Source organism: Streptomyces sp. NPDC001157 (assembly GCF_053598255.1).
Map to the genome: position 1 here is coordinate 28,077 of NZ_JBSFJW010000039.1, position 26,508 is coordinate 54,584.

The following is a 26,508-nucleotide window of genomic DNA, read 5'->3' on the forward strand; positions in this document are numbered from 1 at the left end:
ACCCGCATCCGCGACCCCGCGACCCCACGCCCCCCGCTCGAAGGACGGTGCCCAGTGACGGACGGCACGGTGAACGACGACAAGCTCCGCGCGTACCTCAAACGGGTCGCCGCCGACATGCACAGCACCCGGCGGCAGCTGGAAGAGGTCGAGGCCCGGCAGCACGAGCCCGTCGCCGTCGTCGGCATGGCCTGTCGCTACCCGGGCCGGGTCGCCTCACCCGAGGACCTGTGGAACCTGGTGGCCACCGGCACCGACGCCGTCGCCGGATTCCCCGAGGACCGCGGCTGGGACGTCTCCGGGCTGTACGACCCCACCCGCGAGCGCCCGGGGACCACCTACGCCGCCGAGGGCGGCTTCCTCACCGGCGCTGCCGACTTCGACCCCGCCTTCTTCGGCATCTCCCCGCGCGAGGCCCTGGCGATGGATCCGCAGCAGCGGCTGCTGCTGGAGACCACCTGGGAGGCGTTCGAACGGGCCGGCGTCGACCCGGGCGGGCTGCGCGGCAGCGACACCGGCGTGTTCGTCGGCGTCATGTACCAGGACTACGCCCTGCGCCTGCGCCACGTGCCGGACGACATCCAGGGATACATCGGCAACGGCACCTCCGACAGCGTCGCCTCCGGGCGCCTCGCCTACACCTTCGGCCTTCAGGGCCCCGCCGTCACCGTCGACACCGCCTGCTCGTCCTCCCTGGTCGCCCTGCACCTCGCCTGCCAGTCGCTGCGCCGGCAGGAGTGCGGTCTGGCCCTGGCGGGCGGCGCGATGGTGATGTCGACGCCGGTGCCGTTCGTGGAGATGAGCCGGCAGGGCGGACTCGCCGCCGACGGACGCAGCAAGTCCTTCAGCGCCGAGGCCGACGGCACCGGCTGGGGCGAGGGCGTCGGCATGCTCCTGCTCGAACGCCTCTCCGACGCCCGCCACAACGGCCACCCGGTGCTGGCCGTCGTCCGCGGCACCGCCGTCAACCAGGACGGCGCCAGCAGCCGACTGACCGCCCCCAACGGACCCGCCCAGCAGCGGGTCATCCGGCGCGCCCTCGCCGACGCGCGGCTGGCCCCGGCCGAGGTCGACGTCGTCGAGGCGCACGGCACCGGCACCCCGCTGGGCGACCCCATCGAGGCCCAGGCGCTGCTCGCCACCTACGGACGCGAGCGTGAACGGCCGCTGCTGCTCGGCTCGTTGAAGTCCAACATGGGCCACACCCAGGCCGCCGCCGGCGTGGGCGGGATCATCAAGATGGTCATGGCCATGCGGCACGGCACCGTACCGCCCACCCTGCACGCCGAGCGGCCCACCCAGGCCGTCGACTGGTCCTCCGGCGCCGTCCGCCTGGTCACCGAGGCCGCACCCTGGCCGCGGACGGGAGCCCCACGCCGCGCCGCCGTCTCCTCCTTCGGCATCAGCGGCACCAACGGGCACGTCATCCTCGAACAGGGCGACGAACAGGAGGAACTGGCGGACCCGGGCACGCCCGCCCCCAACACCGGCCTCCCGGTGCCCCTGCCCGTCTCCGCGCGCAGCGGCGACGGACTGCGCGCCCAGGCCCGGCAGCTCGCCGCCCACCTGGCGGCCCATCCCGAGCAGCCCCTCACCGCCGTGAGCCACGCCCTGGCCACCGGGCGGGCCGCGCTGGAGCACCGTGCCCTCGTCGTCGCCGCCCACCGCGACACGGCCGTCGAGACCCTGAACGCCCTTGCCGAGGAGCACCGTTCGCAGCCCGGCACCGGCGGCGACATCGCCTTCGTCTTTCCCGGCCAGGGCTCTCAGTGGGCCGGCATGGCGAGGGCCCTCCTCGACACCGAGCCCGTCTTCCGCGATCGCTTCGCCGCCTGCGCCGACGCCCTCGCGCCGCACGTCGACTTCTCGCTCGACGAGGTGATCCGCGGCACGCCGGGCGCACCCGGTCTCGACCGGGTGGACGTCGTCCAGCCCGCCCTGTTCGCCGTGATGGTGTCCCTCGCCGCGCTCTGGCGCTCCTACGGCGTCGAACCGGCCGCCGTCGCCGGACACAGCCAGGGCGAGATCGCCGCCGCCGTCGTCGCCGGGGCCCTGTCCCTTGAGGACGGCGCCGCCGTGGTCGCGCTGCGCAGCCGCGCGCTTCGGACGCTCGCCGGACAGGGCGGCATGGCTTCCGTCCCCCTCCCGGCGGACGAGGTGCGCGCGCTCCTCGCGGACCGCGGCGACGGACTGTCCCTCGCCGCCGTCAACGGGCCCTCCTCGGCAGTGGTCTGCGGGGACGAGGCCGCCCTGGACGCCTTCCTCGCCGACCTCACCGCACGGGACCTGCGCGTGCGGCGCATCCCCGTCGACTACGCCTCGCACGGCCCGCACGTCGAACGCATCCGCGACGAGGTGCTCCGCCTGCTGAAAGACATCCACCCCCGCACGGCCGACATCCCCTTCCACTCCACCGTCACCGGCGAGCCGGTCGACGGGGAACTGCTGACCGCCGACTACTGGTACCGCAACCTGCGCACCACGGTGGAGTTCGAACGCGCCACCCGGGGACTGCTGGCCGCGGGCCACCGCATCCTGCTGGAGATCAGCCCCCACCCGGTGCTCACCCTCCCGATGGAGGACACGGCCCGCGCGGCCGACGCCGACGACACCGTCGTCACCGGCACCCTGCGCCGGGACGACGGCGGCCGGGACCGGTTCCTCGCCGCGGCAGGCGAGCTCTACGCGGCCGGTACGGCCGTCGACTGGACCGCGGCCCACACCGGCCCGGCCCCCGCACGCGTAGACCTGCCCACCTACCCCTTCCAGCGCCGCCGGTACTGGCTGGAGGACACCTCGGCGCCCCAGGGCGACATGACCTCCGCCGGCCTCGCCGCCGCCGACCACCCGCTGCTCGGCGCCGTCGTCTCCCTCGCCGACGGCACCGGCCAGGTGCTCACCGGACGCCTGTCCACCCGCACCCACCCCTGGCTCGCCGACCACACGGTGGGGGAGAGCGCCCTGCTGCCCGGCACCGCCTTCCTCGAACTCGCCGTCGCCGCCGCCGACCAGGTGGGCTGCGGCCAGGTCGAGGAACTCACCCTGCACGCCCCGCTGCGCCTGCCGCAGACCGGCGGAGTGGCCCTCCAACTGACCGTCGGCGCACCGGACGACGAGGGCCGCCGCCCGCTGACCGTCCACTCCCGGCCCGACGACACCGACGCCGACGACTGGACCCCGCACGCCACCGGCGTCCTGTCCACCGCCCCCGCCGCGCCGACCGAGCCGCTCACGCACTGGCCGCCGCCCGGCGCCCAACCGGTCGACATCACCGGGATCTACGAGCGGTTCGCGGTCGGCGGCTTCGCCTACGGACCGGCCTTCCAGGGCCTGAACGCCGTATGGCGCCTGGGGGAGGAGTACTTCGCCGAGGCGAGCCTCCCGGACGACCGGCACAGCGACGCCGGCCGCTTCGGACTCCATCCCGCCCTGCTGGACAGTGCCCTGCACACCACCGGCCTGGTCGGCGAGGGCGGCGGCCGGATGCCGTTCACCTGGACCGGGGCCGCCCTGCATGCCCAGGGCGCGACCCGCCTGCGCCTGCGGATCACCCCGACGGGCCAGGACAGCATGGCGCTGTCCGCCTACGACCCGGCCGGACAGCCCGTCCTGTCCGTGGCCTCCCTCGGCCTGCGCCCGGCCGCCCCCGACGCACTGCGCGGCCCGGCACGCCAACACGACGCGCTCTTCCGCCTGGACTGGACGCCCCTCGCCCCGGCGACCGGACCGGCCCGCGCCCGCTGGGCACGCCTCGACGAGTCCCGGGACGCGGACTTCGTCCTGGCCGAACTCGCCCCCGCCGACGACACCCACCGCGCCGTCCACGACGCGCTCGCCCTGCTTCAGGAGTGGCTCGCAGACGACCGCCGGGCCGGCTCCCGGCTGGTGCTGATCACCCGGTCAGCCGTGGCCGCGCAGGCGGACGACGACCTCACGGACCTGCCGCTGAGCGCCGTCTGGGGACTGGTCCGCTCCGCCCAGTCCGAACACCCCGGCCGCTTCCACCTCGTGGACACCGACCGGGACGACACCGACCCGGCCGCCCTGGTCGCCGTACTGGAAGCCTGTGACGAACCGCAGCTGGCGCTGCGGGACGGCCGCTGGCTGGCACCGCGCCTGGCCCGGACCCCGGCACGGGACGACGACCGGGCGCCCGCCCTGGACCCCGACGGCACCGTGCTGATCACGGGCGGCACCGGCCTCCTCGGCGGGCACGTCGCCCGCCATCTGGTACGCCACCATGGAGTACGGCACCTGCTGCTCGCCGGCCGCAGCGGCCCCGACGCCCCCGGCGCCGCGGAACTGCGCGACGAACTCGCCGCCCTCGGCGCCGATACGCGCATCGCCGCCTGCGACGCGGCCGACCCCGGACAACTGGCCGACCTGCTGGCGGACGTATCCGCGGACCACCCGCTGACAGCCGTGATCCATGCGGCCGGAGTCCTCGACGACGGCGTGATCGAATCCCTCACGCCCGACCGCGTCGACGCCGTGCTGCGGCCGAAGACCGACGCGGCGCTCGCCCTGCACCGCCTCACCGAGGGCCACGACCTCGCCGCGTTCGTGCTCTTCTCCTCCGCGGCCGGCACGTTCGGCGGCCCCGGGCAGGGCAACTACGCCGCCGCCAACGCCTTCCTCGACGCCCTCGCCCACCACCGGCGCGCCCGCGGTCTGGCCGGGCAGTCGATCTCCTGGACCCTGTGGGAGCAGCGCAGCGCCATGACCGGCCACCTCGGCGACGAGGAGGTCCGCCGTATCGCCCGCTCCGGCATGCGCCCCCTCACCGTCGACGAGGGCCTGGCGCTGCTCGACAGCGCGCTCACCCTGGACGCGCCGCACCTGGTCGCGCTGCGTCTGGACACCGCCGCCCTGCGCGGCCGGACCGCCGCCGACCCCCTGCCCCGGCTGCTGCACGGCCTGGTCCGCACCCCGGCCCGCCCGCAGGCCGCCACCGACGGCCCCCGCGACGACAGGCCGGCGCTGAGCCGTCGGCTCGCCGCGCTGGACGGCCCCGGGCGCCGGCGCGAACTGCTGGACCTGGTGCGCGAACAGGTCGCCGCCGTCCTCGGCCACGCCTCCGGGCAGGCCGTCGAGGCCGGACGCGCCTTCCGCGACCTCGGCTTCGACTCGCTGGCCGCCGTCCAGCTGCGCAACCGGCTCGGCACCGCCACCGGACTGCGGCTGCCCGCCACCCTGGTCTTCGACCACCCCAACCCCGAGGCGCTCGCCGCCCACCTCGACGAGGAGCTGACCGGCACGGCCGAGGCGCCCACCGTCCTCGCGCCCCGGGCCGCGACGGACGACGACGACCTCATCGCCGTCGTCGCCATGGGCTGCCGCTACCCGGGAGGCGTCCGCTCCCCACAGGACCTGTGGGACCTCGTCGCCTCCGGCACCGACGGCATCGCCGCCTTCCCCGCCGACCGCGGCTGGGATCTCGACGCCCTCTACGACCCCGACGGCGCACGCCACGGCACGTCGTACGTGCGCGAAGGCGGATTCCTCGACGCGGCAGGCGAGTTCGACGCGGGATTCTTCGGAATCTCGCCGCGCGAGGCGCTGGCCATGGACCCGCAGCAGCGGCTGATGCTGGAGACGTCCTGGGAAGCGCTGGAGCGCGCGGGCATCGACCCGAGCACCCTGCGCGCCACCCCGACCGGCGTGTTCGTCGGCGTCATGCACCAGGACTACGCGGCCCGGCTGCTGCCCCACATCCCCGAGGAGGTCGAGGGCTTCCTGGGCGCCGGCAACTCGGGCAGCGTCCTGTCCGGCCGGATCTCCTACACCCTCGGTCTGGAGGGCCCGGCGGTGACGGTGGACACGGCGTGCTCGTCCTCGTTGGTCGCCCTGCATCTGGCGGTACGGGCCCTCAGGTCCGGCGAGTGCACCCTCGCGCTGGCGGGCGGTGTCACCGTCATGAACAGCCCCGAGCTGTTCGTGGAGTTCAGCCGGCAGCGCGGCCTGGCCTCCGACGGCCGCTGCAAGGCCTTCGCCGACGCCGCCGACGGCACGGGCTTCGGCGAGGGCGTCGGCGTCGTCGTACTGGAGCGGCTGTCGGACGCACGGGCAGCCGGGCGCCGGGTGCTGGCGGTGGTGCGCGGGTCGGCGGTGAACCAGGACGGGGCGAGCAACGGGCTGACGGCGCCCAGCGGCCCGGCCCAACAGCGGGTCATCCGGGCGGCGTTGGCCGACGCCCGGTTGTCCCCGGAGGACGTGGACGTCGTCGAGGGACACGGTACGGGGACGCGGCTGGGCGACCCGATCGAGGCGCAGGCGCTGCTCGCCACCTACGGACGGGACCGCGAACAGCCCCTGTACCTCGGGTCGTTGAAGTCGAACATCGGGCACACCTCGGCCGCTGCCGGAGTGGGCGGCGTGATCAAAATGGTCCAGGCGTTGCGGCACGGGCTGCTCCCGAAGACCCTGCATCTGGACGCGCCGTCGTCACAGGTCGACTGGTCGGCGGGCGCGGTGGAGCTGCTGACCGAGGCCCGCGAATGGCCCGTCGACTCCGGTCGGCCCCGCCGCGCAGCCGTCTCCTCGTTCGGCATGAGCGGCACCAACGCCCACCTCGTGCTGGAGCAGTCCCCCGATCCCGAACTCCCCGCCGAGACGGGCCAGGACGGGCCGCCCGTCCCCTGGACCGTCTCGGGCCGCACCCCCGAAGCCCTCCGCGCCCAGGCAGGACTCCTCGCCGCCTACGCCGAGAGCCACCCGGAGGCCGACCTCGCGGCCGTCGGCCGCACCCTCGCCACCGGCCGCACACGGCACGAGCACCGGGCCGTCCTCGTCGGCGACCGCGAGCAACTCACCGCCGGACTGCGCGCCCTGGCCGACGACAACCCCTGGCCCCGCACGGCCCAGGGCGCCGCGGGACCCGTCGGGCGTACCGTCTTCGTCTTCCCCGGCCAAGGCGCACAGTGGACCGGCATGGCGCTCGAACTCCTCGACACCTGCCCCGAGTTCGCCTCTGCCCTCGCCGACTGCCAGGCGGCCCTCGCCCCGCACGTCGACTGGTCGCTGACCGAAGTCCTCGGCAGCGCGGCCGACTTGGAGCGCGTCGACGTCGTCCAGCCCGCCCTGTTCGCCGTCATGGTCTCCCTCGCCGCGGCCTGGCGGGCGTACGGCGTCGAGCCGGACGCGGTGCTCGGACACAGCCAGGGCGAGATCGCCGCCGCCGTGGTGGCCGGGGCGCTCTCCCTTCAGGACGGCGCCAAGGTCGTCGCCCTGCGCAGCAGGCTGCTGCGGGCCGTCGCCGGCCGCGGCGGCATGGCGTCCGTGGCGCTGCCCGCCGACCGCGCGGCCGAGCTGCTGGCGCGCTGGGGCGAGCGGCTGTCCGTCGCCGCCGTCAACGGCCCGCGCTCCACCGTGGTCGCGGGCGAGGCGGCCGCCCTGGCCGAACTCCTCGACGTGTGCGAGGCCGACGGCGTCCGCGCCCGGCGGATCGAGGTCGACTACGCCTCCCACTCCGCCGAGATGGACCCCTTGCGCGCCCAACTCCACGACGCACTGTCCGGGTTGCGTCCCGCACCGGCCCGTGTCCGCATGTACTCCACCCTGGAAGCCGGCTGGCTCGAAGGCCCCGAACTCGACGCCGACTACTGGTTCCGCAACCTGCGCGGCACCGTCCGGTTCGCACCGGCCGTCCAGGCGCTCGCCGAGTCCGGGTTCACCACGTTCGTGGAGACCAGCCCGCACCCCGTACTCACCGCCGCCGTCCAGGAAGCACTGGACGAGGCAGAGGGCGGCCTCGTCGTCGGGTCGCTGCGCCGCGACGACGGTGGAATCGAACGGCTGCTGCTGTCGCTCGGCGAGGCCCACGTCCGGGGCGTGCCCGTCGACTGGGCAGCCGCCCTCCCCGGCAGCGGCACCCCGGCCGCCGACCTGCCCACCTACGCCTTCCAGCGCACCCGCTACTGGCTGGACGTGCCCGTCCGTACCGGTGACGTGGCCACCGCCGGACTCGGCGCCACCGACCATCCGCTGCTGGGCGCGTCCGTCGACCTCGCCCACTCCGGCGAACACCTCCTCACCGGACGGCTCTCGGCCCGCACCCAGCCGTGGCTCGCGGACCACGTCGTCTCCGGACTGAACCTGCTGCCCGGCACCGCGTTCCTGGAACTCGCCCTGCGTGCCGCCGACGAGGCCGCCGGCGCCGTCGTCGACGAACTCACCCTGCAGACACCGCTGGTCCTGCCCGAGCGTGACGGCGTCCACCTGCAACTGCGCGTCGGGCCCGCCGAGGACGACGGCAGCCGGACCTTCGGCCTGTACGCCCGGCCCGAAGGCGACCCGGGCGCCGAATGGACCCCGCACGCCACCGGCATCCTCGCCCCGGGCGACCGTACGGCTGCTCCGGCCGCGCCCGCGGCCTGGCCGCCGCCGGGAGCCGAACCAGTGGACCTGACGGGCGTCTACGACCGATTCGCCGAGGCCGGGTACGCCTACGGCCCGGCCTTCCGCGGCCTGCGCGCCGCCTGGCGCCACGGCACCGACGTCTACGCCGAGATCGCCCTCGACCAGCAGTCCGACGCCGCCCGCTACCTGGTGCACCCCGCCCTCCTCGACGGCGCCCTCCAGGCCTCCGCGCTGCTCGCCGGGCAGGACGGGCAGGCCCGACTGCCGTTCTCCTGGTCCGGCGTCGAGGTGCACGCCGCCGGCGCCGCCGCGCTGCGCATCCGGATCGGACCCGCGGGGCCCGACGCGGTCACCCTCGACGCCTGGGACCCGGCGGGAGAGCCCGTCCTGTCCGCCGATTCGCTGCTTCTGCGCCCGCTGACCCCGGGTGCGCTTGCGCCCGCCGCCGGCCGGGACGGGCTGTACCGGCTGGAGTGGACACCGGTCCCCGTCGACGGGCCCGAGGCCGCGGATCCGGCGGTGCTCGACGACACCTTCCTCGCGCGCCTCGCGGACGGCGCCGACGAGGTGCCCGCACTGGTCGTGTGGTCCTGTCCCACCGAGTCCGAGTCCGAGTCCGAGTCCGGGGCCGGGGCCGTGCGTACGCTCACAGGCCAGGCGCTGGACGTCGTCACCCGCTGGGTCACCGAGCCCGCCCTCGCTGAGGCCCGCCTCGTGGTCGTCACCCGCCACGCCGTCTCCACCGCCCTCGGCACCCCCGCGCCCCACCCGGCGCAGGCGGCGGTGTGGGGACTCGTACGCGCCGCCCAGACCGAACACCCGGACCGTTTCGTGCTGGTGGACGTGGACGGCACCACCGCCTCTGAGGACGCCCTGCCCCGGGCGCTCGCCACCGGAGAGACCCAGTTCGCGCTGCGCGACGGGACGGTGCTTGCGCCGAGGCTCGCCCGTGCCGACCGGGACACCGCCCTCGCACCACCGGCCGACGCCGCTGCCTGGCACCTGGCTGTCACCGGCGACGGCAGTCTCGACGGCCTCGCCCTGCTGCCCGCCCCGCACGCCCACGCCCCGCTGGCCGAGGGCGAGGTGCGGATCGCCGTCCGCGCCGCCGGCCTCAACTTCCGGGACGTCGCCATCAGTCTCGGCCTCGTCCCCGACCAGCGCGTCCTGGGCAGCGAAGGTGCCGGGGTGGTCCTGGAGACCGGGCCCGGGGTGAGCGACCTCGCCCCCGGCGACCGTGTGTTCGGCATCTTCGGCGCCGCCTTCGGTCCGGTCGCCGTGGCGGATTGCCGCACCGTCGCCCCGATGCCCGCCGGCTGGTCCTTCGCCCGGGCCGCAGCCGTACCCGTCGCCTTCCTCACCGCCCACTACGGGCTGTTCGACCTCGGCGGTCTGCGGGCGGGGGAGAAGGTCGTCGTTCACTCCGCCGCCGGCGGTGTCGGCATGGCGGCCGTGCAACTCGCCCGGCACGCCGGGGCCGAGGTGTACGGCACGGCGAGCCCCGGAAAGTGGGACACCCTGCGTGCGCTCGGCCTCGACGACGAGCACATCGCCTCCTCCCGCACCCTGGACTTCGCCTCCCGCTTCCTGACCGCCACCGACGGGCGGGGCGCCGACCTCGTCCTGGACTGTCTGGCCCGGGAGTTCGTGGACGCGTCACTGCGCCTGCTGCCCCACGGCGGACGGTTCCTGGAGATGGGCAAGACCGACATCCGCGACCCGGACGCCGTGGCCGCCGCCCATCCCGGGGTCCGCTACCAGGCGTACGACCTCGCCGAGGCCGGCCCGGAACGGATCGGCGAGCTGCTGCGGCACCTCGTCGCCCTGTTCGACGACGGATCCCTCACCCCGCTGCCGCTCACCTGCTGGGACGTACGCCGGGCCCCCGAGGCATTCCGGCACGTGAGCCAGGCCCGGCACACCGGCAAGAACGTCCTGCTGCTGCCCGGCACCCCCGACCCGGACGGCACCGTCCTCATCACCGGCGGCACCGGCACGCTCGGCCGTCTCGTCGCCCGGCATCTCGTCACCGAGCACGGCATGCGGCATCTGCTGCTGACCAGCCGCAGCGGCCTCGACGCGCCGGGCGCCGCCGAGCTGCGCGACGAACTCGCGGGCCTCGGCGCCGAGGTGCGGATCGCCGCCTGCGACGCCGCCGACCGCGACGGCCTCGCCGCCGCCCTCGCCGAGGTCACCGCCCCGCTCACCGCCGTCGTGCACGCCGCCGGCGTCCTCGACGACGCCCTGGTCGACTCCCTCACCCCCGAACACCTCGACAAGGTGCTGCGCCCCAAGACCGACGCGGCGTTCGCCCTGCACGACCTGACCCGGGACACCGACCTGGCCGCCTTCGTGCTCTTCTCCTCCGGCGCCGCCCTCTTCGGCGGGGCGGGGCAGGCCAACTACGCCGCCGCCAACGCCGCCCTGGACGCACTCGCCCGGCGGCGGCGCGCCGAGGGCCTGCCGGGGCTGTCGATCGCCTGGGGCATGTGGGAGGAGCGCACGGGCATGACCCGGCACCTGGGCGACGCCGACCTCAGCAGGATGAACCGCGGCGGCGTCACACCACTCGCCTCCGCCGAGGGCCTCGACCTCTTCGACCGCGCCCTCGCCTGCGACCACGACTACCTGCTGGCCGCCCGGCTCGACACGGCCGCGCTGCGCACGGGCGGCCAGGAGATCCCGCCGCTGCTGGCGGGCCTGGTCCGCGCCCCGCGCCGACGCGCCGCCACCGAAGCGGCCGCGGGCCGGGCCGCCGACGACCTCATGACGCGGCTGAGCGGGCTGTCCGAGGCGGACGCCCACCGGGCCCTCCTCGACCTCGTGCGCAGTCACGCCGCGGCCGTCCTCGGCCACACCTCGGCCGAACGGGTCCAGCAGGGCCGCCCCTTCAAGGACCTCGGCTTCGACTCCCTCACCGGCGTCGAACTGCGCAACCGGCTCTCCGCCGCGACCGGCGTGCGGCTGCCCGCCGGACTGGTCTTCGACCACCCCACCCCCGAGGCGCTGGCCCGGTTCATCGGCACGGCCGTCGGCGAGCGCACCCGCCCGGCCCGGACGGCCGCGTCGCCGGCCGAACTCGACCGGTTCCTCGAACGCCTCGCGGGGCTGTCCCCCCAGGCCCCCGAGCGCGACCTGCTGACCCGGCGCCTGCGCGAGGCCCTCACCGCTCTGGAGGCCTCCGCCCCGGACGGCGGGACCGACGGCGAGGTCACCGCCGCGAACATCGAGTCCGCCACGGACGACGAGATCTTCCACCTCATCGACAACCAGCTGGGCATCTCGTGACGCCCCGGATCCACGTACCACTGCTTCCAGAAGGCGAGGATGCCCAGTGAGCGAGCACAACGAGAACAACGAGCAGCGTCTGCGCGACTACCTCAACCGCGTCACCATCGACCTCCAGCAGACCCGCAGGCGGCTGCGCGAGGCCGAGGAACGACACCATGAGCCCATCGCGATCACCGCGATGAGCTGCCACTTCCCCGGCGGGGTGCGCAGCCCCGAAGACCTGTGGGAGCTCGTCGCCGCCGGCCGCGACACCATCGGCGGGATGCCGGCGGACCGGGGCTGGGAGGTCGGCGCGCTGGCCTCCTCCGGAGTACCCGTCCAGGGCGCGTTCCTCGACGACCCGGCCGGCTTCGACCCCGACTTCTTCGGGATCTCACCGCGCGAGGCCCTCGCCATGGACCCCCAGCAGCGCCTGATGCTGCAGTCCTGCTGGGAGGCGGTCGAGCGGGCCGGCATCGACCCCCTCTCGCTGCGCGGCAGCCGCACCGGCGTGTTCGCCGCCTCCATCGACCAGGGCTACATGTCCCTGGCCGACGGCGCGCCCGAGGCGGTCCGGGGCTTCCTGATGACCGGCAACGCGGTCAGCGTCATGTCCGGCCGGGTGTCGTACGTCATGGGCCTGGAGGGCCCCTCCGTCACCGTCGACACCGCCTGCTCCGCCTCCCTCGTCGCCCTGCACCTCGCGGCCCACGCCCTGCGCAACGACGAGTGCACGCTGGCGCTCGTCGGCGGCGTCAACGTCATGGCCCTGCCCGGGGCGTTCGTCGAGATCGCCCGGCAGGGCGGCCTCGCCGCCAACGGCCGCAGCAAGCCCTTCGCCGCGGCGGCCGACGGCACCGGCTGGGGCGAGGGCGTCGCCGTCCTCCTCGTCGAGCGCCTGCGGGACGCCCAGGCGGCCGGCCGGCCCGTCCTCGCTGTACTGCGGGGCAGCGCCATCAACCAGGACGGCGCCAGCAACGGCCTCACCGCCCCCAACGGGCCTTCCCAGCAAAGGGTCATCCGGGCCGCCCTCCAAGACGCGGGCCTGACCCCCGCCGACGTCGACGTCGTCGAGGCGCACGGCACCGGCACCCGGCTCGGCGACCCGATCGAGGCCGACGCCCTGCTCGCCGCCTACGGCCAGGAGCGCCCCGTGGAACGGCCGTTGTGGCTCGGCTCCGTGAAGTCGAACATCGGCCACACCCAGGCGGCCGCCGGACTGGCCGGCGTCATCAAGATGGTCATGGCGATCCGGCACGGCGTCCTGCCCCAGACCCTGCACGTGGACGCCCCCACCCCGCACGTCGACTGGAGCTCCGGCGCCGTACGGCTGCTCACCGAGGCCCGCGACTGGCCGGGCACCGGGGCGCCGCGCCGCGCGGGCGTGTCCGCGTTCGGCATGAGCGGCACCAACGCCCACGTCCTGATCGAGCAGGCGCCGGCGGTCGAGACCGAGACCGAGACCGAAGCCGCCCCGGCCGCGAGCGGCGCCCCCGTTCTGTGGCCGCTGGCCGCCCGCACCCCCGACGCGCTGCGCGACCAGGCCGTCCGCCTCGCGGCATGGTTCGCCGAGCACCCGGACATACGCCCTGCCGACGTCGGCCACTCCCTGGCGACCACCCGCTCCGCCTTCGAACACCGGGCCGTGGTCGTCGCCGACGACGCGGAGGGCTTCCGGCGCGGCCTCGCCGCCGTGGCCGCCGGCGGCAGCACCCCCGAAACCGTCGTGGGCCGCACCGGCGCGGGCGACGGCAAGACGGTGTTCGTCTTCCCCGGACAGGGCGGTCAGTGGGAGAGCATGGCCCGCACCCTCCTCACCGAGTCACCCGTGTTCGCCGCCCGCATGGCGGAGTGCGAGCAGGCCCTCGCACCCCACCTGGACTGGTCGCTGTCGGCCGTCGTCCGGGGCGAGCCGGACGCACCGAGCCTGCAGCGCATCGATGTCGTCCAGCCCGTCCTGTTCGCCGTGATGGTCTCCCTGGCCGCTCTCTGGCAGTCGTACGGCGTCGAACCGGACGCCGTCGTCGGCCACTCCCAGGGCGAGATCGCCGCCGCGTACGTGGCGGGCGCCCTCTCCCTCGACGACGCCGCCCGGATCGTCGCCGTCCGCAGCCGCGCCCAGCGTGAGCTGTCCGGCACCGGCGGCATGGCCTCCGTCGCGCTGCCCGCCGACGCCCTGCGCGAGCGGCTGCGGCCCTTCGAGGACCGGCTGTCCGTCGCCGCCGTCAACGGCCCCGCCTCCGCCGTGGTCGCGGGCGACCCCGCGGCCCTTGAGGAGTTCCTGGCGGGCTGCGAGGCCGACGGGACACGGGTGCGGCGCGTCGCCGCCGACGTCGCCGGCCACTCCGCCCACATGGACCCACTGCGCGAGGGCGTCCTCGACGCCCTGGCCCAGGTACGGCCGCGTGCCTCCCGCATCCCGTTCTGCTCCACCGTGACCGGGGCCCTGCTGGACACGGCGACTCTGGACGCCGCCTACTGGTTCGCCAACATGCGGCAGACGGTCGACTTCGACACCGCCGTACGAACCCTGGCCGACCAGGGGCACACCGTCTTCCTGGAGATCAGCCCGCACCCGGTCCTCACCGTCCCGACGCAGGACATCGTCGACGACCTCGCCGACCCCGACGCGGCCGTCCCCGCCCCGCCCACCCTCGTCACCGGCACCCTGCGGCGCGACGAGGGCGGACTGCGCCGGATGCTCACGGCACTCGCCGAAGCGCACGCGGCGGGCGTGTCCGTGGACTGGCGGGCCGTGTACGAGGGCGACGAGCCCCGGCGGGTCGACCTGCCCACATACGCCTTCCAGAACCGGCGTTTCTGGCTCGAACCGGAGACCCCGGCAGGTACCGGTGCCGTCGCGGACGACCCCGCCGACGCCGCCTTCTGGGCCGCCGTCGAGCGCGAGGACGTCGCCGCCGTCGCCACCACCCTGGGCGTCGCGGCCGACACCTGGAGCGACGTCCTGCCCGCTCTCGCCGACTGGCGCCGACGCCGCCGCGACGCCTCCGTGCTGGACCGCTGGCGCTACCACATCACCTGGCAGCGGCACACCGCACGGCCCACCGCACCCCTGCACGGCGTCTGGCCGGTCCTCGTCCCCGAAGGCCGCGCCGACGACGCCCTCGTGACCCACGTCGTGGACGCGCTGCGACAGCGGGGCGCCGAACCCCGCGTCGTGGTCCTCGACGCCACCCACACGGACCGGTCCCGGCTCGCCGGGGAACTGCGCCCCCATCTGGCGGACGAACCAGCCGGATTCCTCTCCCTGCTGGCCCTCGACGAGCGCCCGCACCCCGGTCTGCCCGCCCTGCCCACCGGGCAGGCCCTGACCACCACCCTGGTCCAGGTGCTGGACGAGTCCGCGACCGCGGCCCGCGTGTGGTGCGCCACGACCGGTGCCCTCGCGGTCCGCGCGGGCGAGCCCGTGCCGCACCCCGTACAGGCCCTCGTATGGGGTCTCGGCCGGACCGCCGCGCTCGAACTCCCCGGCCTGTGGGGTGGGTTGATCGACCTCCCGGAGGACTGCGACGAACGTGCGGCGCTGCATCTCGCCGACATCCTCGCCGGAGCGGGTGACGAGGACCAGTTGGCCGTACGTCCCTCCGGCATCCATGTCCGCCGGCTCGAACGCGTACCCGCCGGCGGCGAGACGCCGACCCCCTGGCAGCCCCGGGGCACCGTGCTCGTCACCGGCGGCACCGGCGGACTCGGCGCCCACGCCGCCCGACGGCTGGCCAGTGGCGGCGCCGAGCACCTCGTCCTGGTCAGCCGGCGCGGTCCCGAGGCACCCGGCGCCGGGGAACTGGCCGCCGAACTCACCGAACTCGGCGTCGGCGTCACCCTCGCGGCCTGCGACATCACCGACCGCCAGGCCCTGTCCGACCTGGTCGACCGGCTCGCCGCCGAGGGCCGCCGCATCGACGCCGTCCTGCACACCGCCGCGGCCGCCCAGCTGCTGTCGCTGCGCGACGAGAGCCCGGCGACGATGAACGCCACCCTGGCCGCCAAGGTCCAGGGCGCCGCCAACCTGGACGCGGTGTTCGCCGACGCCGACCTGGACGCCTTCGTCCTGTACTCCTCCGTCTCGGGAACCTGGGGGAGCGCCGACCACGCCGCCTACGCCGCCGGCAACGCCTACCTCGACGCGCTCGCCGGCCACCGCCGCGGGCGCGGCCTGAAGGCCACCTCGATCGTGTGGGGCATCTGGAGCGCCGAGGGCGGCGGCCTGGCCACCAGCGACCTGGAGCAGCAACTGCTCCAGCGCGGCATCCCGTTCATGGATCCGCGCCTCGCGGTCACCGGACTCCAGCGGGCCCTGGACGACGACGAGACCGTGGTCGTGGTCGCCGACGTGGACTGGGCGCGTTTCGTGCCCGTCTTCACCTCCGTGCGCCCGAGCCCCCTCATCGCCTCCCTGCCCGACGTCCGCGCGCTCGCCGCCGCCGAGGAACCCGCCGAGGACGACCCCGCCGACGGCGCGTCCGCCCTGCGCCGCAGTCTCGCCGGGCTGTCCGAGGCGGAGGTCCGGCGCACCCTGCTGGCACTCGTCCGCACGCACGCGAGCGCCGTCCTCGGCCACGACTCCGCCGACGCGGTCCTGCCCGACCGTGCCTTCCGCGAGCTGGGCTTCGACTCCCTCACCGCCGTCGAGATGCGCAACCGGCTCAATGCGGCCACCGGCCTGCGACTGCGCGCCACGGTCGTCTTCGACCACCCCACCGCGGGCCTGCTCGCCGAGCATGTGCGGACCGAACTGTTCGGCGCCGCCCCGGCACCGGTGGCCCCACCGGAGACCAGGGCCCACGCCGAACCCGATGAGCCCATCGCCATCGTCGCCATGAGCTGCCGCTTCCCCGGTGGCATCGACACCCCCGAACGGCTGTGGCAGCTGCTCCAGGACGGCGGTGAGGTGCTGTCGGGCATGCCCACCGACCGTGGCTGGCCGCTGGAGCGGCTCTACCACCCCGACCCCGACCACCAGGGCACTTCCTACGTCCGCGAAGGCAGCTTCCTGCACGACGCGGGCGACTTCGACCCCGCCTTCTTCGGGATCTCCCCGCGCGAGGCCGTCGCCATGGACCCCCAGCAGCGGCTGCTCCTTGAGACCTCCTGGGAGACGATCGAACGCGCCGGCATCGACCCGGGCACCCTGCGCACCACCCGCACCGGCGTCTTCGTCGGCCTCAACTACCAGGACTACACCTCCCTCGCGGGCACGTCCCCGGAGGGCGGCGAGGGCCACCTGGTCGCCGGGGGAGCGGCGAGCGTGGTCTCCGGCCGCGTCGCCTACACCCTCGGCCTGGAGGGCCCGGCGGTCACCGTCGACACCGCCTGCTCCTCCTCCCTCGTCGCCATCCACCTCGCGGCCCAGGGGCTGCGCGGTGGCGACTGCTCGCTCGCGCTGGCCGGCGGCGTGGCCGTGATGGCCACCCCGGGCGTCTTCGTCGGCTTCTCCCGGCAGCGCGGCCTCGCCGCCGACGGCCGCTGCAAGGCCTTCGGTGCGGGCGCCGACGGCATGGGCCTCGCCGAGGGGGCCGGCGTGGTCCTCCTCGAACGCCTCTCGGACGCCCGCCGCAACGGTCACCCCGTCCTCGCGGTGCTGCGCGGCTCGGCCGTCAACCAGGACGGCGCGAGCAACGGCCTGTCCGCACCCAACGGCCTCGCCCAGCAACGCGTCATCCGCCAGGCCCTGGCCAACGCCCACGTCACGGCAGCCGACGTCGACGTCGTCGAGACCCACGGCACCGGCACCACGCTCGGCGACCCCATCGAGGCGGACGCCCTGCTCGCCACCTACGGCCAGGAGCGCCCGCACGGACGGCCGCTGTACATCGGCGCCCTGAAGTCCAACATCGGACACACCCAGGCCGCGTCCGGCGTCGCCGGCGTCATCAAGACCGTCCTCGCCCTGCGCCACGGCGTCCTGCCCCGCACCCTGCACGCCGACGAGCCCTCCCCGCACGTCGACTGGGACTCCGGAGACGTCGCCCTGCTCACCCAGGCCCGCCCGTGGCCCGAGACCGGCGAGCCCCGCCGGGCCGGCATCTCCTCCTTCGGCTTCAGCGGCACCAACGTCCACGCCATCCTGGAGGAAGCCCCGCCCGAGACCGGGCCGACCGAGAGCGGGGACGTCCCCGGAGCGCTGCCCTGGATCCTGTCGGCCAGGTCGCCGCGCGCCCTCGCCCGCCAGGCGGAGCGGCTGCGCGACCGGCTCGACGGCCCGGGCGCCCCCGAACTCCTCGACGCCGCCTGGTCCCTGGCCACCGGCCGCACCCCCTTCGAGCACCGCGCCGTGCTCGTCGGCACGGACCCGCTGGCCGGCCTCGACGCCCTCGCGGCGGACGGCGAGAGCCCGGGGCTAGTCCGAGGCACCGCCGACACCGACGGCCGCCGTGTCTTCGTCTTCCCCGGCCAAGGCGCCCAGTGGGCCGGCATGGCCGTCGAACTCCTCGACACCTGCCAGGTGTTCGCCGCGGCCCTTGCCGACTGCGAGCGCGCCCTCGCCGCGCACGTCGACTGGTCGCTGGAAGCCGTCCTGCGCGGCGAGGAGGGCACGCCCCCCTTCGAACGGGTGGATGTCGTCCAGCCCTCGCTGTGGGCCGTGATGGTGTCGCTGGCCGCCCTGTGGCGTTCCTGGGGCGTCGAGCCCGACGCCGTGCTCGGGCACAGCCAGGGCGAGATCGCCGCCGCCGTCGTCGCAGGAGTGCTGTCCCTGGAGGACGGTGCCAAGGTGGTGGCGCTGCGCAGCCGCGCGATCCTCGCCCTCGCGGGACACGGCGGCATGCTGTCCGTCGCCGTCCCGCGCGAGCGGGCCGCCGAACTCGTCGCGGGCCGGGACGACTTGTCCCTGGCTGCCGTCAACGGCCCCTCGGCCGTGGTGATTTCGGGCACCCCCGAGGGGCTGGCCGAGCTCCAGGCCGCCTGCGAGGCCGACGGCGTCCGCGCCCGCATGGTGGCGGTCGACTACGCCTCCCACTCGGCCCAGGTCGAGCGGATCCGTGACGAACTGCTCACCGCGCTCGACGGCATCCGCCCGGCCACCGGGGACGTGCCCCTGTTCTCCACCCTCACCGGGGACTGGCTGGACACGACGGCCATGGACGCCGACTACTGGTACCGCAACCTGCGCGAGACCGTCGAGTTCGACGCCGCGGTCACCGCCCTCGCCGCCCAAGGACACGAGATCTTCGTCGAGGTCTCGCCGCACCCCGTGCTCACCATGTCCGTCCAGGACTCCCTCGACGCCGCCGACGCACCGCAGGCCGTGGTGACCGGAACACTGCGGCGCGGCGAGGGCGGCCTCGCCCGCGCGCTCTCCTCGGCCGCCGAACTGTGGGTGCGCGGAGTGCCCGTCGACTGGCCGGTGCTGTTCGAGAACTCCGGTGCCCGCCGCGCCGACCTGCCCACCTACCCGTTCGAACACCGGCGGTACTGGCTGCGGCCGGCGGAGCCGGTGGCCGCTGCCACCGAGACGCCCGACGACACCGAGTTCTGGGACATCGTGGAGGGCGCCGACCCCGTCGCCGCCTTCGCCGGTCTGGAGGTCGACGCCGACGCACTCGGCCAGGTGCTGCCCGCGCTGGGCGACTGGCGGCGCCGCAGGCGCGAGAGCGCCACCGTCGAGAGCTGGCGCTACCGCGTCGACTGGCGGCCGGTCCCCGAACCCTCCTCGGCCCGCCTTTCCGGCCTCTGGCTGGTCGCCGTGCCCGAGGGCCACGAGGAGGACCCCACGGTCCGCGACACGGTGGAGGCCCTCGCAGAGGCCGGCGCACAGACGGCCACTGTGCGGCTCGGCGACGCCGACACCGACCGTCCGGCTCTCGCCGCGAAACTCGCCGACACCCTCGACGGGCGCGAGCCCCAGGGCGTCCTCTCCCTGGTCGCCCTCGCCGGACGGCCGCACGCCCACCACCCCGCCGTCTCCACCGGCGCCGCGCTGACCCTCGTCCTGGTGCAGGCACTCGGCGACCTCGGCATCGACGCGCCGCTGTGGTGCGCCACCCGCGGCGGTGTCTCCACCGGCCCCGCCGACCCGCTCAGCGCCCCCGACCAGGCCCTGACCTGGGGCACCGGCATGGTCGCCGGCCTCGAACACGCGAACCGCTGGGGCGGCCTGATCGACCTGCCGCCCGCCCTCAACACCCCGGCCCGTGAACGGCTGCGCGCCGTCCTCGCCGGTGCGACCGGTGAGGACCAGCTCGCCCTGCGCGCCTCGGGCCTGTTCGCCCGCCGCCTGGTGCGCGCCCCCCGCCCGACCGGCGCCGAGTCCCGGCCGGCCTGGCGGCCCCGGGGCGCCGTCCTGGTCACCGGCGGCACCGGCGCCCTCGGCCCGCACCTCGCCCGCTGGCTCGCCCGCGGCGGCGCCGAGCACCTGGTCCTGCCCGGTCGGCGCGGCGGCGACGTTCCCGGCGCCGCCGAACTGCGCGCCGAACTGGCGGAGTTGGGTACCGGCCTCACCCTGCCCACCTGCGACGTCGCCGACCGCGACCAGGTGGCCCGGCTGCTGGCCGAACTCGACGCCCAGGGCACCCCGGTCACCGCCGTCTTCCACGCCGCCGCCTACATCCAGCTGGCCTCCCTCGACGACACTCCGCTCGACGCCTTCGCCGAAGTCGTCGCCGCCAAGGCGGAAGGCGCCCGGCACCTGGACGAGCTCCTCGACCGCGAACTCGACGCCTTCGTGCTGTTCTCCTCCATCGCCGGTGTGTGGGGCAGCAGCAACCACGCCGCCTACACGGCCGGAAACGCCTACCTCGACGCCCTGGCCGAACACCGCAGGGCCCGCGGCCTGGCGGCCACCAGCGTCGACTGGGGCGTATGGGCCGCGGCCAACCCGTGGGCCGTGCGCGAGACCGTCGACGACTCCGACTTCTACCGGGTGCAGAAGCAGGGCCTGCCGCTCATCGAGCCCGACCGTGCGCTCACCGGGCTGCAGCAGGCACTCGACGACGACGAGAGCGTCATCGCCCTCGCCAACGTCGACTGGGAGCAGTTCGCCGCCGTCTTCACCTCCGTACGCCCCAGCCGCCTGCTCACCGGCATCCCCGAGGTCAGGCGCCAGTTGGAGGAGGCGCAGGCACCCGCGACGGACTCCACCGCCCCCGCCGCGTCCGTTTTCCGCGAGCGCCTGACCGGGCTGCCCGAGGCAGAACAGCGCCGGGTCACCCTCGACCTGGTACGCGGCCACGCGGCGGCCGTCCTCGGCCATGACTCGCCCGAGGAACTGCGGCCCGGCCGGGCCTTCCAGGAACTGGGCTTCGACTCGCTCACCGCCGTCGAACTCCGCAACCGCCTGCGCACCGCCACCGGCCTCCCGCTGCCCGCCACCCTCGTCTTCGACTACCCCTCCGCCGCCGTCCTGGCCGACCACATCCGCGCCGAGGTGCTGGGTGAACAGGCGGTGTCCGCAGCCCCGTCGACGGTGTCCGCGGCCGCCGACGACCCCGTCGCGATCGTCGCCATGGGCTGCCGCTTCCCGGGCCAGGTGCACACCCCCGAGGAGCTGTGGGAGGTACTGGCGGCGGGCGCGGACCTCGTCTCCGAGTTCCCCGGCGACCGCAACTGGCCGCTGGAGACCCTCTTCGACCCCGACCCGGACCGGCCCGGCACCTGCTACGTCCGGCACGGCGGATTCCTGTACGACGCGGGCGAGTTCGACGCCGACTTCTTCGGCATCTCGCCGCGCGAGGCCGTCGCCATGGACCCCCAGCAGCGGCTGCTCCTGGAGACCACCTGGGAGACCCTCGAACGGGCGGGCCTCGACCCGGAGCGCCTGCGCGGCAGCGACACCGGCGTCTTCACCGGCGTCAACTACCAGGACTACGGCGCCTCCGTCGCCCAGACCCAGGAGAACGAGGGCCATCTCCTCACCGGCAGCGCCGCCAGCGTGATATCCGGCCGGATCTCCTACACCCTCGGCCTGGAGGGCCCCGCCGTCACCGTCGACACGGCGTGCTCGGCCTCCCTGGTCGCCCTCCACATCGCCGCGCAGGCCCTGCGCTCCGGGGACTGCTCGCTCGCCCTGGCCGGAGGCGTCGCGGTGATGTCGTCGCCGGGCGCCATCATCAGCTTCGCCCGCCAGCGCGGCCTCGCCGCCGACGGCCGCTGCAAGGCGTTCTCCGACGCCGCCGACGGCATGGGCATGGCCGAAGGCGTCGGCGTGGTCCTGCTGGAGCGCCTCTCCGACGCGCGCCGCAACGGCCACCCCGTGCTGGCCGTACTGCGCGGCTCCGCCGTCAACCAGGACGGCGCCAGCAACGGCCTCACGGCCCCCAACGGCCCCTCCCAGCAGCGGGTCATCCGGGCCGCCCTGGCCAACGCCCGGCTCACTCCGGCCGAGGTCGACGTCGTCGAGGCGCACGGCACCGGCACCAAGCTGGGCGACCCGATCGAGGCCCAGGCGCTGCTCGCGACGTACGGCAGGGAACGCGACGGGGACCGACCGCTGCTGATCGGCTCCCTGAAGTCGAACATCGGCCACACCCAGGCCGCCGCCGGCGTGGCCGGAGTCATCAAGACCGTCCTCGCCCTCCAGCACGGCCAGGTGCCGCCCACCCTCCACGCGGAGCGGCGCTCCACCGAGGTCGACTGGACGGCCGGCGCAGTCGAGGTGGTCACCGAGCCGACGCCATGGCCGCGGACCGGCCGGCCGCGCCGCGCGGGCGTGTCCGCGTTCGGCATGAGCGGCACCAATGTCCACGCCATCATCGAGGAGGCGCCCGTACCGCAGGAGCCTGTGGCAGCCCCGGAGTGCACGCCTTCCGGCGCCCTGGCCTGGCCCCTGTCCGCCAAGTCGCCGGACGCCCTGAACGGCCAGGCCCGGCGGCTCGCCGCGCACCTGGCCTCGGCGCCCGACACCCCGGCCCCGGGTGTCGCCGCCACCCTCGCGGGCCGGACCGCGTTCGAACACCGTGCCGTCCTCGTCGGCGACCCCGGCCGGCTGCCCGACGTCCTCGACGCACTCGCCGACGGCGCGAGCGCCCCCGACCTGGTACGCGGCTTCGCCGACACCGAGGGCCGGACGGTGTTCGTGTTCCCGGGGCAGGGGTCGCAGTGGGCGGGGATGGCGGCCGAGCTGCTGGATTCCTCGCCGGTGTTCGCGGCGCGGATGGTCGAGTGCGAGGCGGCTTTGGCGCCGTTCGTGGACTGGTCGCTGACGGAGGCGGTGCGGTCGGGGCGGGCCTGGGAGGGCGTGGACGTGGTCCAGCCGGCTCTGTTCGCGGTGATGGTGTCGTTGGCGGAGGTGTGGCGGTCGTTCGGGGTCGTTCCCGATGCGGTGGTGGGGCACAGTCAGGGGGAGATCGCTGCCGCGGTGGTGGCGGGTGCGTTGTCGTTGGAGGACGGGGCACGGGTGGTCGCCCTGCGCAGCCGGGCGCTGGGTGCGCTAGCCGGTCGCGGCGGCATGGTCTCCCTCGCCCTGCCGGAGACGGAGGCACGCGCGGCCATCGCCCCCTGGGCCGACGCCCTGTCCGTGGCCGCGCTCAACGGCCCCGCCGCGACCGTCGTCGCCGGAGACGCCGACGCCGTGACCGCCCTGCTCGCCGACTGCGAGGCCAAGGACATACGGGCCCGCCGCATCGACGTCGACTACGCCTCCCACTCCGAGCACGTCGAGGAGATCCAGGGCGTACTCATGGAGGTGCTGGCCGGGCTCGAGCCCAACGAGGCCGAGGTGCCGCTGTACTCCACGGTCGACGCCTGCTGGCTCGACACCGCCCGGATGCACGCCGACTACTGGTACCGCAACCTGCGCCAGACCGTCGGCTTCGCACCCGCCGTACGTGCCCTGGCCACCGAGGGCTTCACCTCCTTCGTCGAGGTAAGCCCGCACCCGGTGCTCACCATGGCGGTCGAGGAGACCGTCGAGGCCGCCGGACGCACCGCCGTGGCCGTCGGCTCGCTCCGCCGGGACGAGGGCGGCGCGCACCGCATGCTGCGCTCCGCCGCCGAACTGTGGGTGCGCGGCGGCACGGTCGACTGGGCCGCCGCGTCTGCCGGCGGTGCCGCACCGGTGCCGCTGCCCACCTACGCCTTCCAACGCCGCCGCTTCTGGATCAAGCCCCCGGCCGCGCTGCCCACCGGGCCCGGCGCCACCGGCCACCCGATCCTCGGCACGGCCGTCGAGGTCGCCGACACGGGTGAGATCCTCCTCACCGGCAGCCTGTCGACCCGCACCCACCCCTGGCTGAGCGACCACGCCGTCTCCGGCGTGACCCTGCTGCCCGGCACCGGGTTCGTCGAGATGGCCGTGCGCGCCGCGGACGAGGCGGGCTGCCCGCAGGTCGAGGAACTCACGCTGCAGGCACCCCTGGTAGTCGACCGGGACGAGGTGGTGCACGTCCAGGTCCGGGTCGGCGCCCCCGACGACGACGGCCGCCGCAGCCTCGGAATCTTCTCGCGGGACGAGGACGACACGGGCGCCTGGACCGGCCACGCCACCGGCGTCCTCGCCCCGGAGCCCCACCAGGTCCCAGCCGCGTTCACCGCCTCCGCGTGGCCCCCCGCCGGCGCGGAACCGGTCCCGGTCGACGGTCTCTACGAGCGCTTCGCCGACTCCGGCTACGGCTACGGCCCCGCCTTCCACGGCCTGCGCACCGCCTGGCGCCTCGGTGACGACATCTACGCCGAGGTCGGGTTGCCCGAGGACCAGCGGGACCGGGCTGCGGCCTTCGGGCTCCACCCGGCACTGCTCGACGCCGCCCTGCACGGCCTGTGGCTCACCACCCCCGGCGGCACCGCCCAGACCGACGAACCCGGCACCGCGCGGCTGCCCTTCTCCTGGGGTGCCGTCCGGCTGCACGCCTCGGGCGCCACCGACCTGCGCGTCCGGCTCAGCTACGACGACACCGGCTCCATCGCCCTGTCCGCGGCCGACCCGACGGGACAACCCGTCGCCGAGGTGGGCGCGCTCGCCGTGCGGCCCGTCTCCTTCGACGCCCTGCGGCAGGCCCGGGACAGCCGCCAGGACTCGCTGTTCCGGCTCGACTGGACCCTCCTGCCCGCCACGGCTCAGCCGCCGAGCGGCCGTTGGGTCGCCCTCGGGGCCGAACCGCTGCTGCCCGAGACCCACCCCGAACTCGCCGCGCTCACCGCCGCCGTCGAGGCCGGCGCCGCCGTGCCCGACACCGTCGTCACCGCGCTGCCCGCGGGCGGCGACAGCGCGGACGCGGCCCGCGGCGGGCTCACCGCCGTACTGCGCCTAGTGCAGGACTGGCTGGCCGACGACCGCTGGGCCGACACCCGGCTCGTCCTGGTCACCCGGGGCGCCGTCGCCACGGCACCCGGAGACGACATCGGCGACCTGACGGCGGCGGCCGTCTGGGGTCTCGTGCGCTCCGCGCAGTCCGAACACCCGGGCCGGATCGTGCTCCTCGACACCGACGGCGACCCTGACAAGGGTCTCGACGTTCCGGCGATCGCCGCCGCCCTTGCCGCGGGGGAGACGCAACTCGCCGTACGGGACGGGCAGTTGTTCGCGCCTCGCCTCGTCCGCGCCCCCGCAGAGAACGAGAGCGGTACCACCAAGCCCTGGGACCCCGACGGCACGGTCCTCGTCACCGGCGCCTTCGGCGTCCTCGGCGCACTGGTCGCCCGGCACCTCGTCACCGAGCACGGCGTCCGCAGACTGCTGCTGACCGGACGCCGCGGCCCCGACACCACCGAGGCACGGGAGCTGGTCGGCGAACTCACCGCCCTGGGCGCCCACGTCGACGCGCGGGCCTGCGACGCCGCCGACCGCGAGGCCCTCGCCGCCCTCCTCGCCGGCATCCCCGACGCCCACCCGCTGACCGCCGTCATCCACTCGGCGGGCGTCCTCGACGACGGAGTCATCGGCTCCCTCACCCCGGAACGGATCGACCGTGTCCTGCGCCCCAAGGCCGACGCGGCCCTCAACCTGCACGAAGTCACCGAGCACCTGCCGCTGACCGCGTTCGTGCTCTTCTCGTCCGCCTCCGGCACCGTCGGCAGCTCCGGTCAGGGCAACTACGCCGCCGCCAACGCCTTCCTCGACGCCCTCGCCCGGCGCCGCCGCGCCGAGGGACTGCCCGCCCAGTCCCTCGCCTGGGGCATGTGGGCCGAGACCAGCGCGCTGACCGGCACGCTCGACGAGGTCGACCTGCGACGGCTGGCCCGGGGCGGCGTGGCGGCCCTCTCCAACGAGGAGGGCCTGACCCTGTTCGACACCGCGCTCGCACTGGACGAACCGGCACTCGTCCCCGTCCGGCTCGACCTGGCCCGCGTGGCGGCCCGGGCGGCCACGGCGGGCGTACCGCCGCTCTTCCGCGACCTGGTGCGCGTCCCCGCGCGCCGCACCGCCGCCACCGGTACCGGCACCGCCGGCGAAGCGGACCTGCTGCGCCGCCGGCTGACCGGGCTGTCCGCCGCCGACACCCGGGCCGTCCTCACCGACCTGGTGTGCGCCCACGTCGCCGACGTGCTCGGACACTCCGGCGCCGCGGCGATCGACCCCGAACGCGCCTTCCGGCAGCTCGGGTTCGACTCGCTGACGGCCGTGGAACTGCGCAACCGGCTCGGCGCCGCGACCGGACTGCGCCTCCCGGCCACCCTCGTGTTCGACTACCCCAGCCCGGCCGAGGTCGCCGGGTACTGCGCGGAGCGCCTCGCCCCGGCGGCCCCCGCGGTCACCCAGGACGCCGGACCGGCCGACGACGACATCGCCCGCATGGTCTCGGCCATCCCGGTCGCCGCACTGCGCCGCTCGGGCCTGCTGGACGCACTCCTGCGGCTCGCCGGACCCGCACCCCACGAGAACGGTGCCGCCGACGAAGCCCCGGCCGCCGACCGCACCGAGGAGATCGAGGACATGGGTGTCGACGACCTCGTACGCCTGGCCATGGGAGACGAGCGTGCCTGAGC

At 75.3% G+C, this 26,508-nt stretch carries 2 protein-coding genes; both read left to right on the forward strand.

From position 1 onward, the window contains the following. Positions 1-6 precede the first annotated feature (6 nt). Positions 7-11,646, forward strand: coding sequence for an SDR family NAD(P)-dependent oxidoreductase (locus ACWDAG_RS40160; protein ID WP_450700534.1), 11,640 nt, complete (start codon positions 7-9; stop codon positions 11,644-11,646). Between the two features lie 46 nt (positions 11,647-11,692). Further along, positions 11,693-26,506, forward strand: coding sequence for a type I polyketide synthase (locus tag ACWDAG_RS40165; RefSeq protein WP_450700503.1), 14,814 nt, complete (start codon positions 11,693-11,695; stop codon positions 26,504-26,506). The last annotated feature ends 2 nt before the right edge of the window (positions 26,507-26,508 follow it).